This window comes from Streptomyces sp. NPDC050732, from assembly GCF_040654255.1.
Classification (GTDB): domain Bacteria; phylum Actinomycetota; class Actinomycetes; order Streptomycetales; family Streptomycetaceae; genus Streptomyces.
The window spans coordinates 398,460-414,116 of sequence record NZ_JBFAHP010000001.1; the positions used below are offsets into that span (position 1 = coordinate 398,460).

A 15,657-nucleotide genomic window follows, 5' to 3' on the forward strand; every position below is an offset into this window, starting at 1 on the left:
CCGAGCCCGTCCGGCGCTTGTTCACTGCGACACCGTTACGGCGTGACCTTCTCGACCTTCACGCTGCCGCTGCCCGCGACCGTGCCGCCCGCGTTGAGCAGGGACACCTCGCCGAACAGCTCACGGCCCGCGGCGGCCGGGGCCTTCGCGTCGACCTTGGCCTCGACCTGCGCCGACTCACCGTTGCCGAGCTTGACCGTCTTCGACTCATCGACGGTCACCTGGCCGAGCGCGTCCGAGAAGAAGACGTCCCGGTAGTCGTACGCGGTCGAGCCGGACGGCACCGAGTAGCCCGTCACCTCGATCGTGTACGTGCCGGCGGCCGGCTTCTTCAGGCTGACGCTTTCCTCCGAGTCGCCCTCCGCCGAGGAGCCCACGACCTGGCCGTCCTTCTTCACGGCGAGGTCCAGGTCGGCGGCGACGTCCGCGGGGGAGCCGATGGCGACGTCGAGACGTTCCGCGCCCGCGGGCACGACGACCTCGGTGGTCTGCGTCTCGTTCTGCTTGATGGCGGGCCGCGCCGACTTGGCGGAGCCGAGCGCGCCGCCCTTCAGCTTGCCGTCGACGGCCGCGAAGTTGTTCGTGGCCTTCCAGGAGACGGGCGCGGGCGTGCCGACCTTCGCCTCCGGGAGCGTCTGCACGGCCGGGTCGAAGTCGACACCGAGCGCGGCGACGTTCAGCTTGTACGGGTTGTCGAGCAGCGGCGACGTGCGGCGCGACTCGACCTCGATCTCCCAGACACCGGCCTGCGGCTCCGCGTACGAACGCAGGTCCGGGCGGCAGGTGTTGGCCGGGTTCTCGTAGTTCGGGTAGCAGACGATCGACGAGGTGGAGTCGACCGGGACGCCGTACGGGTGGATCGCTATGAAGCGGGTCTGGCTCTTGTCCTTCAGACCGCTGAGCGACACCTCAAGGGACTTGGCGCCCTTGGGGACCGTCACGAAGTAGGACTTCGGGGCGCTGCGCTGCACCGAGTCCTCGGCGGAGAAGGTGAACGACGGCTTGGCGAGCGGCGCCGAGACGACGACCGTCGACATGATCTGCTGGTCGATGCCCTCGGAGCGCTCGTCGTCGACGGTGAGGATCGCGCTGTGCAGCCCGGCGGACTTGGCCTTCGCCTGGACCTTGACGGTGACCGGCTTGTTCAGCGGCAGCGTGACGTCGCCGTCGCCGAGCAGGCGGAACGTCTTCTCGTGGTTGTTGACGAGGTCCAGCTCGTGGCGGACGCCGCGGTCCGGGCCCGAGGTGCGGGTGATCGTGACGTCGTACGTCCGCTTCTGGCCGGCCTTCAGGCCGCCCTCGCGGTCGTAGATGCCGGTGCCGGGCTTCTTGAGCTCCTGCTCAAGGGCGGTGTCGACCGGGGCCTTCACGGTGTACGTGTGGGCCTTCGCGTCGTCCTCGATGGCGTTCCAGGCGTCGACCACGTTGATGCGGCCGGTGCCCTGGGCGTACGCCTGCTCGCCGCGGATGCGGTCCGCGGTCGAGGTCAGCGCGGTGCGCAGCTTCGCCGGGGTGAGGTCGACCTTCTCCCGCTTCGCGGCGGAGAGCAGCAGCGCCGAGGCGCCCGCGGCCTGCGGGGACGCCATCGAGGTGCCCTGCAGCATGGAGTAGCCGGCCGGGAGCTTGTAGCCCGCCTCGGCGACCGGGGAGCCCGGCAGCCAGGTCTGGGTGGTGTTGATGGCCGAGCCGGGCGCCGAGATGACCGGCGCGAAGCCGCCGTCCTCACGCGGGCCGCGCGAGGAGAACGGCATCATCGCGTACGGACGCTCCACCTGGGAGCCGTAGTTGGCGGCCCAGGTCTCCTTGGAGATGGCGGCGCCGACCGAGATGACCTTGTCGGCGAGGCTGGGGTCGCCGATGGTGTTGGCGCCGGGGCCCGAGTTGCCCGCGGAGATCACCAGCTGCACGCCGTAGGTGTCGATGAGGCGCGTGTAGAGCTCGGCGCGCGCGTTGTTGCCGTCGTTGAGGGCGGGCAGGCCGCCGATCGACATGTTGACGATGTCGACGCCGCGCTCGGTGACGAGGTCGATCATGCCCTCGGTCAGCGCGACGTTGGTGCAGCCGCCGGTCCAGGTGCAGGCGCGCGAGGAGACCAGCTTGGCGCCGGGCGCCGCGCCGTTCATCCTGCCGCCGAACAGGCCGTTGGCCGCGGTGATGCCCGCGACGTGCGTGCCGTGCTCCGACTCGATGACGCCGATGTTGACGAAGTCGGCCTTCTTGCCGACCCAGTCGCCGCCGTACGGGTCGGTGGGCACGTCCTTGCGGATCTCGACGACGAACGGGACGCGCTCGACGACGTCGGTCGCCGGGTCGTCCTTGCCGAAGTAGGCGACCTGGTGGCCGTCCTTGTACGGCTTCATCACCTCGTCGTCGGTGAAGTCCTTGTTGTTGTTCAGGTCGACGCGCACGGTGCCCGCGGCCGGGTCGTAGAGCATGCCCCAGCTGTCGGTGGTGTCGCCGTCGCGGTTGATGTCGCCCTTGGCGTCGCCGCCCGTGGTGGCCGACTCGCGGAAGCGGTTGACCTGGAAGGAGCCCGCCGGGGCCTGCCACGTCTCGCTGTCCCAGGTGAAGGTGGGGCCGCTGACCGGGTTGGTCATGCGGCGCCAGGTGCCGTCCGCGTCCACGATCGGGTCGGTCGCCGTCACCCAGTCGGTGATCTTGCGCTCGCCGGTGGTGGTCTTCTTCAGCGCCGGGTGGCCGAGGTCGACGCCGGAGTCGAGGATGCCGATGGTGATGCCGCGGCCGTCCGCCTTCGGGTTCTTCTTCACGAAGTCGACGGCGCCCGTCTCGGCGGCCGGGTTGTACGGGTTGTCCGCCGGGGTGTTCCTGTCCGGGCCCGGGTACGTGCCCCGCGCGCCGGGCTTCGCGCCCTTGGCGCGGTCGGCGGCCGGGGTCGGGTCGTCCAGCTCGATCTCGTGGCGCAGATCGATGGCGTGCACCGACGACAGCTTCGCGGCCGACTTGATCGCCGCGTCGGCCTTGCCGGTCGGCACGGTCGCGCGGACATAGCCGAGCTTGTCGTAGGTGCGGCCGACCGAGCCGCCCTTGACGGCGTCGAGCCGGCCGGCGACCTGCTCGGTGGCGCCGGGCGCGGTGGCGACCATCATGGTGACGGTCTTCTCGCCCTCCGCCTTGGCGTCGGCGAGCAGGTCGGCGTCGGCAGGACCGAGCTTGCCGCCCGCGGACTTGGGGGCGGGGACGGGTATCTCGTCCGCCGCGAAGGCGAGGGGCGCGGCTCCGGTCGCGCAGAGCGCGGCGGTGAGACCGACGGCTATCGCGAGGCGCACCGAGTCTCTTGAGGCCTTGGGTCTCGCGCTGGAACTGGATCTGGGCATCGGCATCCCTGTGCGTGAAGGTCGGGAAGGAGGGTCGACCCGGCCCCCGGTTTCCGAGGAGTTCCGGAATGCGGGGCCGGATGACCGCTCAGCCTTACGCAAGTGACAGCTGTTTGGGGAGAGTTGTCCGAGCTGTGATCAGGGCGTGACGCAATTCCGCCATGCGCCATCGAGGACATGGGCGGCTATAGGGGGACATGGCGGAGCGACCGCACCCGTGGCGGAGACACGGGGGACGGCATGACGAGCCACGGCGAACTCGCAGATGAACGACGGGCAACGGGAGAACCGCCTAGCGTCGACCCCGTGCAGAAAGAACTCCGGGTGGCGGCCTACGCCGTATGCGTACGCGACGGGCAGGTGTTGCTGGCCCGCTGGGTGGCGGGCGACGGCAGCAAACGCTGGACGCTGCCCGGCGGCGGCATGGACCACGGAGAGGACCCCTACGACACCGTGATCCGCGAGGCCGACGAGGAGACCGGCTACGTCGTCGAGCCCGTCGCGCTCCTCGGCATCGACTCGCTGCGCCGCCGCTACCCGCGCAGGCTCGGCGCCGTCGCCGACTTCCACGGACTGCGGATCGTGTACGAGGGGCGCGTCACCGGCGGCGCACTGCGCCACGAGACCGACGGGTCCACCGACCTCGCGGCCTGGCACCCCCTCGGCGCCGTGCCGGACCTCGACCGCGTCGGGCTCGTCGACATCGGCCTGGAGCTGTGGCGCGGCCGCCCGGCCGACGGACACGGCCGCGCCGCGGGCCCTCCCTTCCCCGCGAGGTGAACGCGGAGTGACCGCCTCCTCTCCGGTCGGGGAGGGGTGGATGACCGCGTAGGGTACCGACTGATCCACGTACGGTGATCGGCGCTGCCCGTTGCCGTCTCGTTCACGCACAGGCCATTCCCGATGCCAACGATCCAGTACGAGCGGGAGTTCGCAGGCCGCAGTCAGGCCGGGACGACCGCGACCACTGCCGACGCGTTCGCACTCGGGGAGACCGCGCATGCCGCGCATACGCTCTGTCGCCACCGCAACAGCCGCCGCAACCGCCACCGCCGCGGCCGGTGCCGCCGCCCGGCTCGACCGCCGCGCGTTCCTCGCCGCCACCGGAGCGGTCACCCTCTCCGCGGGCGTCGGCTACGCCCTCGGTCCCGGCGCCGGTTCCGGGAACGCCTCACCCGCGGGTCACGCCACCGTCCCGCGCTCCCGCCCCGCGCCCGCCGCACCCCTCATGCCGTACGAGAACGGCACCACCCTGCTCACCGTCGCCGCCCCGCACGGCACCACCGGCTACCGGCGGCTCGGCGACGGGCCCGCCTGGCCGCGCGTCGTCCGCGGCGACCTCGCGGCGGCCGAGGACGGCCGGGAGGGGCGGCGGACCCCGCTCGCCGCCTTCGTGCAATTCACCGACCTGCACCTCGTCGACGTGCAACACCCGCTGCGGTACGAGTACTTGCGCGCGCAGACCGCGAGCGCCTGGCGGCCCCACGAGTCCCTGTCCGTGGCGGGCGCCGTCGCCCTCGTCGAACGCGTCAACGCGCTGCGCGGCGCGCCCGCCACCGGCGCGCCCCTGCACTGCGTCGTGACGACCGGCGACAACACCGACAACAACTCCCGGGCCGAACTCGACTGGTTCCTCAAGGTGATGAACGGCGGCCGCATCACCCCCAACACGGGCGACCCGCGCCGGTACGAAGGAGTGCAGGCCAGCAGCCTCAAGCTGTACTGGCACCCGGACGACGCCCTGCGCGACGCCGACAAACGGCTCGGCTTCCCGCACCTGCACGGCTTCCTCGACGCCGCGATCCGCGAGGTCAACAGCCCCGGCCTCGGCCTGCCCTGGTACTCCACGGTCGGCAACCACGACGCCCTCCCCGGCGGCTGCTGGGCGCCCAAGGACTCGTACTTCACCGAGTTCGCCGTCGGGGGCAAGAAGCTGATGTCCCTGGACGAGTCGCGCGGAGCCGCCCTGTGGAAGGCGGTCAAGAAGGGCCGCGACCCCAAGGGCGCGCAGTTCAAGGAGCTCCTGCGGAGCGAGAAGCGGCGGATGCGGTCCATCACGCCGGACCCCGCCCGGGCGCCCTTCACCCCCGCCGAGTACCTCCAGGCCCACCTCGACCCCGCGCACACCGGCCCCGGCCCCCACGGCCACGGCTACACCCAGCGGAACCTCGCCACCGCCACCCAGTACTACTCCTTCCGCATCAGCGACGACGTGCTCGGCATCAGCCTCGACACCACCGACCCCGGCGGCCACTACGAAGGCTCCCTCGGCACCGCCCAGCTCCGCTGGCTGGAACGCGAACTCAAGGCCAACGAGCAGCGCGACGGCGGCCCGTCGTACGTCGTCGTATTCAGCCATCACACCAGCAGGACCATGCGCAACCTCCGCCACGACCCGGCGCGCCCCGGCGAGGCCCGGCACGGCGGCGACGAGGTCGTCTCGCTGCTCGGCCGGTACCGCTCCGTCCTCGCCTGGGTCAACGGCCACAGCCACAAGAACAGGATCACCCCGCACCGCACCCCGCACGGCTCCTTCTGGGAGGTCTCCACCGCATCGCACATCGACTTCCCGCAGCTCGCGCGGGTGGTGGAGATCACCGACAACCACGACGGCACGGTCTCCGTCCTCACCACGCTCATCGAATCCGCCGCCCCGCACCGCACCGACTTCGCCGACCTCTCACAGACCGGCCTGGCCGCGCTCTACCGCGAACTCTCCTTCAACGCCCCCGGCGCGAAGCCCGCCCTGGGCGGCGGAAACGATGACAAGAACACCGAACTCGTGCTGCGGAAGGGCTGATCCGGCCCCCGAGCGCCGCCCCTACCTGGGCAGCACCACCACATACGCCGCCGGTTCCCGGTCGGTCGCCGCCATGAGCGCCGTCCGCACCACGGTGGCCTGCTGCTCCAGCGCGTCCCTGAGCTTCCTCGGGGTGATGTGGACGACGGTGATGCCCAGCCGCTCCAGGTGCTCGCGCTTGCGGACGTACTCGGACCAGAGCGCGTCGTCGTCCTGCCGGAGGCCCTGGCGGGGCGCCCGCGTGTCCAGCTCCACCGCCACGGCCTGGTCGGGCCAGTACGCGTCGACACCGCCGAGCAGCGGGCCGCCGGGCATGCGCAGGTCGACGTTCCACAGCGGGGCGGGCAGCCCGTGCTCGTCGACCATCCGGTACAGCCGGTCCTCGGCGATGGCCCGCCCCTCGGCGAGCAGCGAGTCGACGGCGTCCACCACATGCGGCCGGTTCAGCAGCCGGGCGAGGTTCAACTCCCGGACCACGGCCGCCGGTTCGCAGTGGCCGCCGCGCACCGCCTCGGTGAGCAGCCGGCGCACCGCGCCCGCCTCGGAGAGCCGCGCCACGGCATCGGCGACGGCACGCGGCACCGGAGCGACCGGAACTCCCGTGACCTGCTGCGGAGTCGGCATCGCCGGGGTGCGCACGAGCCGGGCGAAGCCCACCGAACGCAGGCGCCGGGTGCGGGGCACCAGGACATCGATGCGGTCCAGGGAGAGCAGCGGGGGAGCGGACGAGAAGCGGTGCAGGGCGAGCGCGGCGAGTCCCGTGATCATCGCGTCCGCGTACGGGGCGTGCGGCTCGCCCGCGCGGGGCTGGGCGGGCACGGCCCCGGCCTGCCGGACCGGCGGCCGCCCCGCGTACAGCAGCGCGCCGTGCAGCCGCTCCTCGCTGGTCGGCGGTCCCGGGTGCAGCAGGCAGACGCCCGGCAGCAGCTGCTGCCAGGGGCCGCCGGGCCGGCAGTGGGCACCGGCGTCCGCCGCGGAGACGCCGTGCGCGCCGAGCTGGGCGGTGCTCATGACGCGGGGCCGGGCATCGGCGAGGTGCCTGAGCGGGAGGGGGAGGGAGAGGGGGGAGAGCGGGGTGTTGTGGTTCATGACCCGGTCGTTCCCTCGCCCGGTCGCCCCGCTAACCGCTGTTACAAGCCCGTCGACAAACCCGGACAAGCTCGCCCTAAAGCACGGGCGTTCGACAACCGATGAGTGCCGGCGCCGACCAGAGCCCTGACCTGCGCGCCCGCGGCCGCCCCACGGTGTCCCCGGAACACCGTGGGGCGGCCGCACCGCTCCAAGTGATCTAGGCCGCGGCCCCCGCGTCGCACGCCTGTGCCCGCAGCGAGCGGGCCAGGTCGTCGCGCGCCTCCAGGACCAGACGGCGCAGGGCCGGCGCGGCCCCCTCGTGGGCGGCGAGCCACTCGTCCGCCGCCGCGAGCGTCGCCGCGTCCCCCTGCAGATGGGGGAAGAGGCCCTTCACCACGTCCATGCCGATCTGGATGGACCGCTCCGCCCACACCCGCTCGACGGCGGCGAAGTACTTCGGCGCGTACGGCGCGGTGAGCTCGCGCTGCGACGGCTGGGTGAACCCCGAGATGGTCGCCTCGACCAGCGCGTTGGACAGCGCGTCGGACTCCACCACGGAGGCCCACGCCTGCGCCTTGACCGCCGCCGAGGGCCGCGCGGCCAGGCACCGCACCTGGTGCCGCTTGCCGGAGGCCGTGTCGTCCCTGGCCAGCTCGGCGGCGAGGACCTCCTCGTCGGCGACGCCGTGCGCGGCCAGCGGGTTCAGGAACGCCCAGCGCAGCTCCTGGTCGACGTCCAGACCGTCGATCTTCGCGGTGCCCGCCAACAGCCCCTCCAGGAGCTGCAGGTCGGCGGCCGACGACGCCACCGCGGCGAAGAACCGCGCCCACGTCAGCTGGTGCTGGCTGCCCGGCGCCGCGATCCGCAGCTCCCGCAGCGCGCCCTCGGCGAGTGCCCGGCCGCCCTCCTCGCGCCACTCGGGCGCGGCGTAGTGCGTGAGGGCGGACCGCATCCAGGCGTGGAGCATCTGCAGCACGCCGATGTCGCTCTCCTGCCCGGCGAAGCGGAGCACGAGACCGATGAAGTCGCGCGCGGGCATCAGTCCGTCCCGCGTGAGGTTCCACAGCGCCGACCAGCACAGGGCGCGGGCCAGCGGGTCGGTGAGGTCGCCGAGGTGCTCCCGCAGCGTGGCGAGGGAGTTCTCGTCGAAGCGGATCTTGCAGTACGTCAGGTCGTCGTCGTTGACCAGGACGAGCTCGGGGGCGGCCTCCCCGGCCAGCTCGGCCACGACGGTGCGCGGCCCGTCGACGTCGGTCTCCGCGCGGGCGTACCGCTCCAGGTCGCCGTCCGGCGTCCTCCGGTAGAGGCCCACGGCCACGCGGTGCGGGCGCAGTTCCGGATGGGACTCCGCGGCCTCCTGGAGGACGGAGAGCTCGGTGATCCGGCCCTCCGCGTTCAGGATGACCTGGGGGGTCAGGGCGTTGACGCCGGCCGTCTGGAGCCAGGACCGCGCCCAGGAACCCATGTCGCGCCCGGACGTCTCCTCCAGGACCGAGAGCAGGTCGCCGAGGACCGTGTTGCCGTACGCGTGGCGCTTGAAGTAGCGGCGGGCGCCCTCCAGGAACGCGTCACGGCCCGCGTACGCCACGAGCTGCTTGAGGACCGAGGCGCCCTTCGCGTAGGTGATCCCGTCGAAGTTGAGCTTGGCGTCCTCCAGGTCGCGGATGTCGGCCGTGACCGGGTGGGTGGAGGGCAGCTGGTCGGCGCGGTAGGCCCAGGCCTTGCGGTTGTTGGCGAAGGTGATCCAGCCGTTGGTGAAGCGGGTCGCCTCCACCATCGAGAAGGAGCCCATGAAGTCGGCGAAGGACTCCTTGAGCCACAGGTCGTCCCACCAGCGCATGGTGACGAGGTCGCCGAACCACATGTGGGCCATCTCGTGGAGGATGACGTTGGCCCGGCGCTCGTACGACGCCTGGGTCACCTTGCCGCGGAAGATGAACTCCTCGCGGAAGGTCACCATGCCCGGGTTCTCCATCGCGCCGAGGTTGTACTCCGGCACGAACGCCTGGTCGTACTTCCCGAAGGGGTACGGGTAGTCGAAGTTGTCGTGGAAGAAGTCCAGGCCCTGCTTGGTGACCAGGAAGACGTCGTCGGCGTCGAAGTGCGGGGCGAGGCCCTTGCGGCACATCGCGCCGAGCGGGATCTCCAGGCGCGTGCCGTCGGCCAGGACGCGGGAGTACGAATCCGTGACGTAGTGATAGGGGCCCGCGACGACCGCCGTGATGTACGTCGAGATCGGCTTCGTCTCGGCGAACCGCCACACCCCGTCGGACAGTTCGCCCACGCCGTTGGACCACGCGGTCCAGCCCTCGGGGGCCTGCACCGAGAAGCGGTAGGGCGCCTTCAGGTCGGGCTGCTCGAAGTTGGCGAAGACGCGGCGGGAGTCCGCGGGCTCGTACTGCGTATAGAGATAGACCTCGCCGTCCTCCGGGTCGACGAAGCGGTGCATGCCCTCACCGGTGCGGCTGTAGGCGCACTGGGCGTCCACCACCAGTTCGTTCTCCTCGGCGAGGTCCTCCAGGGTGATCCTGGTGCCGTCGAAGACCTCGGAGGGGTCCAGGTCCTTGCCGTTGAGCGAGAGGGCCGTGACGCTCGGCGCGATCAGGTCGGCGAAGGTCGCGGCGCCCGGCTCGGCGCTGCGGAACCGGATCGTGGTGACCGAGCGGAACGTGCGCGGCTCCTGACCGCTCTCGCCGACCGCCGACCGCAGGTCGAGGAAGACCTCGTAACCCTCGACGGAGAGCAGCGCGGCCCTCTCGCGGGCCTCGTCGCGGGACAGATTCTCACCGGGCACGGGCGGCACTCCCTTGTGACTCGCATGGCTGTGACTCGCATGATCGGCACGACTCGCATGACTCGCGTGGCTCGTACGAATGTCTACGATCCTCGCATGTGCCGTCTGCGGCCGACATCCGGGAATGCCCCGGTGCGCCACTGACGTTTCCCCGGCCAGATGCGAACGGATTCCCTAGGGAGAGACATGTCCGAGAACGGCAGCAAGACCCCCGTCGACTTCTGGTTCGACCCGCTGTGCCCCTGGGCGTGGATGACGTCGCGCTGGATGCTTGAGGTCGAGAAGGTCCGCGACGTGGAGGTCCGCTGGCACGTGATGAGCCTCGCCGTCCTGAACGAGGACAAGCTCGACGAGCTGCCCGAGGAGTACCGCGAGATGCTGGCGACGCAGGCGTGGGGTCCCGTCCGCGTGGTCGTCGCGGCCCAGCAGAAGCACGGCGACGAGATCACCGGCAAGCTCTACACCGCGCTCGGCACCCGCTTCCACAACCGCGGCGAGGGCCCCACGCGCGAGGCCGTCGTCGGCGCCCTTGAGGACGTCGGCCTGCCTGCCGACCTCGTCGAGTACATGGACTCGGACGCGTACGACACGGAGCTGCGCGCCTCCCACAAGGAGGGCATCGACAAGGTCGGCCAGGAGGTCGGCACGCCCGTCATCGCCGTCCCCGGCGCCGACGGCGGCCAGGTCGCCTTCTTCGGCCCCGTCGTCACCCCGGCCCCCAAGGGCGAGGCCGCGGCGAAGCTCTGGGACGGCACGCTGCTCGTGGCGTCGACGCCGGGCTTCTACGAGATCAAGCGGACCCGCACCCAGGGCCCGATCTTCGACTGACCCACAGCCGCGCCCGCACCACCCCGGCATACCGAAAGGCCCCCGTGAGTCACGTCCTCACGGGGGCCTTTCCTTCATTCACCTGCCTCGGTGAAGGTTGAGAAGACGATCACGAGGCAGGACCTGCACGGGCTGTCACCGGGGGAGCGGACGACAGCCCTGGCTCAGAGCCTGTCTTTCACGGGGCCAGCAGCAGGCTGTTGACCCGCTCCTTGGCTGCGGCGTAACGCTTCGCCACGTCCTGCCAGTTGACGACCTGCCACATGGCCTCGATGAAGTCGACCTTCTGGTTCTTGTACTGCAGGTAGAAGGCGTGCTCCCAGGCGTCGAAGACCAGGATCGGCGTGGAGCCCTGGCCGACGTTGCCCTGGTGGTCGTAGACCTGCTCGACGATGAGGCGGCCGCTGAGCGGCTCGTAGGCGAGCACGCCCCAGCCGGAGCCCTGCGTCGTCGCCGATGCCTTGGTCAGCTGGGCCTTGAACTTGGCGAAGGAGCCGAAGGACTCGGTGATCGCGTCCGCGAGGTCACCGACACCGTCGGCGGCCAGCGGCTCGCCGCCGCCACCGTCCTTCGGGCTGTTCATGTTGTGCCAGTAAATGCTGTGCAGGATGTGACCGGAGAGGTGGAAGGCCAGGTTCTTCTCCAGGCCGTTGATGGCGCCCCACGTCTCCTTGTCGCGAGCCTCCTCCAGCTGCTCAAGGGTGTCGTTCGCGCCCTTCACGTACGCCGCGTGGTGCTTGTCGTGGTGCAGCTCGATGATCTGCGGGTTGATGACGGGTTCGAGCGCCGCGTAGTCGTACGGAAGTTCAGGAAGCGTGTAAATGGCCATGAGTCCGAGCCCTCCGACTGCTGCTCTGCTGTGGTGCGCTGTTATGTCGCTCAAGTTATTGCAACTGTCTCGCAACTGCAGGCTAGCAGCAGGAACCCCGGGAAGTTGATCAGCCCTTCGTCCTAGGTCCGCGGCGCGGTACCCCGAACGGCCGAGCGCACGAAAAAAGCCCCGGACCGCGAGGTCCGGGGCTTTCCTGGGAAGTTGTCAGGCGGCGGCTGCCGCCCGCTTCTCCGCCATCTTCTGGCGCACGAACCCGATCACGGCGAGCCCCAGCGTCAGCGCGCCCGTGGCGAGCAGCTGTTTGCGCGTGTCCGGCTGGTCGGTCATCAGGTAGAAGACGTACGCCATGGCGGCCAGCGCCACCCACGTGAGGAACGGGAAACCCCACATCTTCACGACCAGCGTCTCCGGGGCCTCGCGCTCCGTCCTGCGGCGCAGGATCAGCTGCGAGACGGCGATGAAGATCCAGACGACCAGGATCATCGCGCCGATCATGTTGAGCAGCCAGGGGAAGACGTCGTCGGGGCGCCAGTAGCTGAGCAGCACGCAGACGAAGCCGAAGACCGAGGAGGCGAGGACGGCCAGGCGCGGCACGCCGCTGTAGACGCGGCCGAGCACCTTCGGGCCCTGGCCGCGCTCGATCAGGGAGTACGACATGCGCGAGGCGCCGTAGATGTTGGCGTTCATCGCGGAGAGCAGGGCGATCAGGACGATGACGTTCATGATCTCGCCGGCGCCGGGGATGCCGAGGTGGTCGAGCGTGGCGACGTAGGGGCCCTTGGCGACGACTTCCTTGTTGTCCCACGGCAGCAGCGTGACGACGACGAGCATCGAGCCGACGTAGAAGACGGCGATGCGCCACATCGCCGTGCGGACGGCCTTGGCGACGCTCCTGACCGGGTTCTCGGACTCGGCGGCGGCGATCGTGACGGTCTCCAGGCCGCCGTACGCGAAGACGGAGGCGAGGAGGCCGATGATCAGGCCGTCCGTGCCGTTCGGCATGAACCCGCCCTCGCCGCTGAGGTTCTCCAGGCCGGGCGCCGGGGCGTCCGAGCCGGGCAGGATGCCGAGGATCGCGAGGGCGCCGATGCCGAGGAAGAGCGTGATGGCGCCGACCTTGAGGGCGGCGAACCAGAACTCGAACTCGCCGAAGTTCTTCACGGCCGTCAGGTTCGCGCCGCAGAACACCAGCATGAAGAGGGCGACCCACGCCCACTCCGGGCTGTCGGGGAACCAGCCCACCATGATCTTCGCGGCGCCGATGCCCTCCAGGCCGACGGCGACACAGAGCAGGAACCAGAAGCCCCAGCCCGCGGTGAAGCCCGCCCACGGACCGATGGCCCGCTCGGCGTGGACCGAGAAGGAGCCCGACGCCGGGTTCGCGGCCGACATCTCGCCCAGCATGCGCATCACCAGCATGACGAGCGCACCGGACAGCGCGTAGGCGAGGACGATCGAGGGGCCGGCCGCGGCGATGCCCGCCCCGGACCCCACGAAGAGACCGGCCCCGATCACGCCGCCGAGGGCGATCATGGAAAGATGCCGCTGCTTGAGGCCGTGCACGAGCGGCGAGTCGGCCTTGGGGACCTCTTCGGGTGCTGCGTCCTGCTGGGTGGACGTCCGAGACATGGGCGTGCCCTGTTCAGTAGCCGAGACGGGGGAGCGAGCGGCCCACAGTCTGAAGTCCGGTACCGCTGACAGGGAACACTTGACCGCTATACGGACACCACGCTCACACGTTGTGAAGAAATGTGCACATCAAGTTCATCTTCTCTTCACGCGTGCCGCGTGCCGCTCCCGCAGCCCCGCGATCACCAGCACGAGCCCCGTCGCCCCGGCCGACCACAGCAGCTGCGGCCGCGCCCCCTCGTCCGTCAGCATCAGCCCGAGCACGGCTGCCATCGCGGCCAGCGCGGCCCACGTCAGATACGGGAACGCCCACATCCGCAGCACCAGCCGCTCCGGCGCCTCCCGCTCGATGCGCCGGCGCAGCCGCAGCTGCGAGACCGCGATCAGCGCCCAGACGAAGAGGAGCACCGCGCCGACGGAGTTGAGCATGTAGAGGAAGACCGAGTCCGGCCACTTCAGATTGAGGACGACGGACACGAAGCCGAAGGCGACGGAGGCGAGGACCGCGCGGCGCGGCACCCCGCCGCCGGACACCTTCAGGAGGGCCTTCGGCGCCTCGCCGCGCTCGGCCAGCGAGAAGACCATCCGGGACGAGCCGTAGAGGTTGGCGTTCAGCGCGGAGAGCAGCGCCACGAACACCACGATGTTCATGATGGTCCCGGCGGACGGCACCCCGATCGAGTCGAGGACCGTGACGTACGGGCTGGCGCCCGCCTGCTGCGCCGTCCAGGGCAGCACCGTCACGATGACGAGCATCGACCCGACGTAGAAGAAGAGGATGCGGTAGACCGCGCTGCGCACCGCGCGGGCGACCGAGCGCACCGGGTCGTCGGACTCGGCGGCCGCGATCGTCACGACCTCAAGGCCGCCGAACGCGAAGACGACGGCGAGGACGCCCGAGACGACGCCCTCCCAGCCGTTCGGCAGGAAACCGCCCTGCTCGGTGAGGTTGGTGAGGCCCACGGGGTCCGTGTCGGGCAGCACGCCGAAGACCGCGAGCAGCCCGAGGACCAGGAACGCGACGATCGCGAAGACCTTCAGGGCCGCGAACCAGAACTCGAACTCGCCGAAGTTCTTCACCGAGGCGAGGTTGGCCGCGGTGAAGACCAGCATGAAGATCAGCACCCAGGCCCACTGCGGCACCGCGGGCGCCCAGCCGTGCGCGATCTGCGCGGCGCCGGTCGCCTCCACGGCGAGCACGACCACAAGCAGGAACCAGTAGAGCCAGCCGACGCTGAACCCCGCCCAGCGGCCGAGCGCGCGCTCCGCGTGCACGGAGAAGGAGCCCGACGCGGGCATCGCGGCCGACATCTCGCCGAGCATCCGCATGACGCACATCGCGAGCGCGCCCGCGATCAGATACGAGACGACGATGCCGGGGCCCGCGACCGAGATCCCCGCCCCCGACCCCACGAACAGTCCGGCGCCGATGACACCGCCGAGCCCGAGCATGGTGAGGTGCCGCTGCTTGAGACCGCCCCCCAGAGGCTGGTCGGGCGGCGATTGGTCGTGCATGGCGTTCAGCTGGCTCTCAGGGTGCTCAGTGGTTTGGCGGGAACCTACAGTCTCCCCGGGCGGCAGCCCCGCGCGCAAAACGGGGCACCCACCCGCCGACCTCCGTGACGAGCGTCACGCCGCCCGAGGTGTACGAACGCCCCTTTGTACGGAGCCCACCAAGGCCCCGCCCCCGGGTTGTCGGCCGATGACCGTGTTGCCGCGCCACCGCCTGGGATAGCGTCGACGCGTTCCCCACCTGCCCACGTCCTCGCGGAGTCCCCGATGAGCATCGCCGCTGCCACCACCCGTCCCGGCCAGGTCCTCGCGGACCTGCTGCCCGCGTCCCGCGTGAAGGACGCGGCGCTCGTGCTCGGCGGCGCCGCGCTCACCGGGATCGCCGCCCAGATCGCGGTGCCCGTGCCGGGCTCCCCGGTGCCGGTGACCGGCCAGACCTTCGCCGCGCTGCTCGTCGGCACGTCGCTGGGCGCCCGCCGCGGCTTCCTCTCGCTCGCGGTGTACGCCCTCGTGGGCATGGCGGGCATGCCGTGGTTCGCCCAGGCGGGCTCCGGCGTCGCGGCCCCGTCCCTCGGCTACGTCCTCGGCATGCTGCTCGCCGCCACGGTGGTGGGCGCGCTGGCCCGCCGCGGCGGCGACCGCTCGGTGCTGCGCACGGCGGGCACGATGGTCCTCGGCTCCGCGATCATCTACGCGGTCGGCGTCCCCTACCTGGCCGCCGCCACCGGCATGTCGCTGACCCAGGCCGTCGCCGCCGGGCTCACGCCCTTCCTGATCGGCGACGCCCTGAAGGCCGCGCTCGCGATGGGCGCGCTGCCCACGGCGTGGAAGCTCCTCGACCGCTGACACGCACCGG

The 15,657-nt window shown here is 71.0% G+C and carries 10 protein-coding genes; 4 read left to right on the forward strand and 6 right to left on the reverse strand.

Annotated features, from left to right (window positions below):
• Positions 1-35: 35 nt before the first annotated feature.
• Positions 36-3,335 carry a S8 family serine peptidase gene (locus tag AB0H82_RS01765; RefSeq protein WP_362987628.1) on the reverse strand — a complete coding sequence of 1,100 codons (3,300 nt, stop codon included), beginning with the start codon at positions 3,333-3,335 and terminating at the stop codon, positions 36-38.
• Positions 3,336-3,641: 306 nt separating this feature from the next.
• Here AB0H82_RS01765 and AB0H82_RS01770 point away from each other — a divergent pair, with 306 nt between their 5' ends.
• Both AB0H82_RS01770 and AB0H82_RS01775 read left to right on the forward strand, forming a co-directional pair.
• Entirely contained in the window at positions 3,642-4,115 is a 474-nt protein-coding gene (locus AB0H82_RS01770) for an NUDIX hydrolase (protein WP_362987630.1), read from the forward strand.
• Positions 4,116-4,335: 220 nt separating this feature from the next.
• The gene (locus tag AB0H82_RS01775; protein WP_362987632.1) at positions 4,336-6,135 is read left to right on the forward strand and encodes a TIGR03767 family metallophosphoesterase; all 1,800 of its coding nucleotides are present in this window, start codon (positions 4,336-4,338) and stop codon (positions 6,133-6,135) included.
• Positions 6,136-6,156: 21 nt separating this feature from the next.
• Here AB0H82_RS01775 and AB0H82_RS01780 read toward each other — a convergent pair whose 3' ends face one another.
• Entirely contained in the window at positions 6,157-7,224 is a 1,068-nt protein-coding gene (locus tag AB0H82_RS01780; RefSeq protein WP_362987633.1) for a hypothetical protein, read from the reverse strand.
• Between the two features lie 199 nt (positions 7,225-7,423).
• Positions 7,424-10,000: an aminopeptidase N gene (gene pepN / locus AB0H82_RS01785; RefSeq protein WP_362987634.1), complete on the reverse strand. Its 2,577-nt coding sequence runs from the start codon at positions 9,998-10,000 to the stop codon at positions 7,424-7,426.
• Positions 10,001-10,186: 186 nt separating this feature from the next.
• On the opposite strand from pepN, the gene AB0H82_RS01790 reads away from it, so the two are divergent.
• Positions 10,187-10,828, forward strand: a complete 642-nt coding sequence (locus AB0H82_RS01790; protein WP_362987636.1) for a DsbA family protein — start codon at positions 10,187-10,189, stop codon at positions 10,826-10,828.
• 178 nt (positions 10,829-11,006) lie between these two features.
• On the opposite strand, the gene AB0H82_RS01795 is transcribed toward AB0H82_RS01790, so the two are convergent.
• The 3 genes from AB0H82_RS01795 to AB0H82_RS01805 form a co-directional block, all read right to left on the reverse strand.
• Positions 11,007-11,657: a superoxide dismutase gene (locus tag AB0H82_RS01795; RefSeq protein WP_362339562.1), complete on the reverse strand. Its 651-nt coding sequence runs from the start codon at positions 11,655-11,657 to the stop codon at positions 11,007-11,009.
• Positions 11,658-11,864: 207 nt separating this feature from the next.
• Positions 11,865-13,289 (reverse strand): amino acid permease, encoded by a 1,425-nt coding sequence (locus AB0H82_RS01800; RefSeq protein WP_362987638.1) that lies wholly within the window; start codon positions 13,287-13,289, stop codon positions 11,865-11,867.
• Positions 13,290-13,424: 135 nt separating this feature from the next.
• Positions 13,425-14,804: an amino acid permease gene (locus AB0H82_RS01805; RefSeq protein WP_362987640.1), complete on the reverse strand. Its 1,380-nt coding sequence runs from the start codon at positions 14,802-14,804 to the stop codon at positions 13,425-13,427.
• Positions 14,805-15,068: 264 nt separating this feature from the next.
• On the opposite strand from AB0H82_RS01805, the gene AB0H82_RS01810 reads away from it, so the two are divergent.
• Positions 15,069-15,647: a biotin transporter BioY gene (locus AB0H82_RS01810; RefSeq protein ID WP_362987642.1), complete on the forward strand. Its 579-nt coding sequence runs from the start codon at positions 15,069-15,071 to the stop codon at positions 15,645-15,647.
• The last annotated feature ends 10 nt before the right edge of the window (positions 15,648-15,657 follow it).

Bases quoted from the DNA above. Each gene is read 5' to 3' on its own strand.
- AB0H82_RS01810 (WP_362987642.1), top strand. From the start codon at position 15,069: ATGAGCATCGCCGCTGCCACCACCCGTCCCGGCCAGGTCCTCGCGGAC.
- AB0H82_RS01780 (WP_362987633.1), bottom strand. From the start codon at position 7,224: ATGAACCACAACACCCCGCTCTCCCCCCTCTCCCTCCCCCTCCCGCTC.
- AB0H82_RS01790 (WP_362987636.1), top strand. From the start codon at position 10,187: ATGTCCGAGAACGGCAGCAAGACCCCCGTCGACTTCTGGTTCGACCCG.
- AB0H82_RS01765 (WP_362987628.1), bottom strand. From the start codon at position 3,335: ATGCCCAGATCCAGTTCCAGCGCGAGACCCAAGGCCTCAAGAGACTCG.
- AB0H82_RS01795 (WP_362339562.1), bottom strand. From the start codon at position 11,657: ATGGCCATTTACACGCTTCCTGAACTTCCGTACGACTACGCGGCGCTC.
- AB0H82_RS01800 (WP_362987638.1), bottom strand. From the start codon at position 13,289: ATGTCTCGGACGTCCACCCAGCAGGACGCAGCACCCGAAGAGGTCCCC.
- AB0H82_RS01805 (WP_362987640.1), bottom strand. From the start codon at position 14,804: ATGCACGACCAATCGCCGCCCGACCAGCCTCTGGGGGGCGGTCTCAAG.
- AB0H82_RS01775 (WP_362987632.1), top strand. From the start codon at position 4,336: ATGCCGCGCATACGCTCTGTCGCCACCGCAACAGCCGCCGCAACCGCC.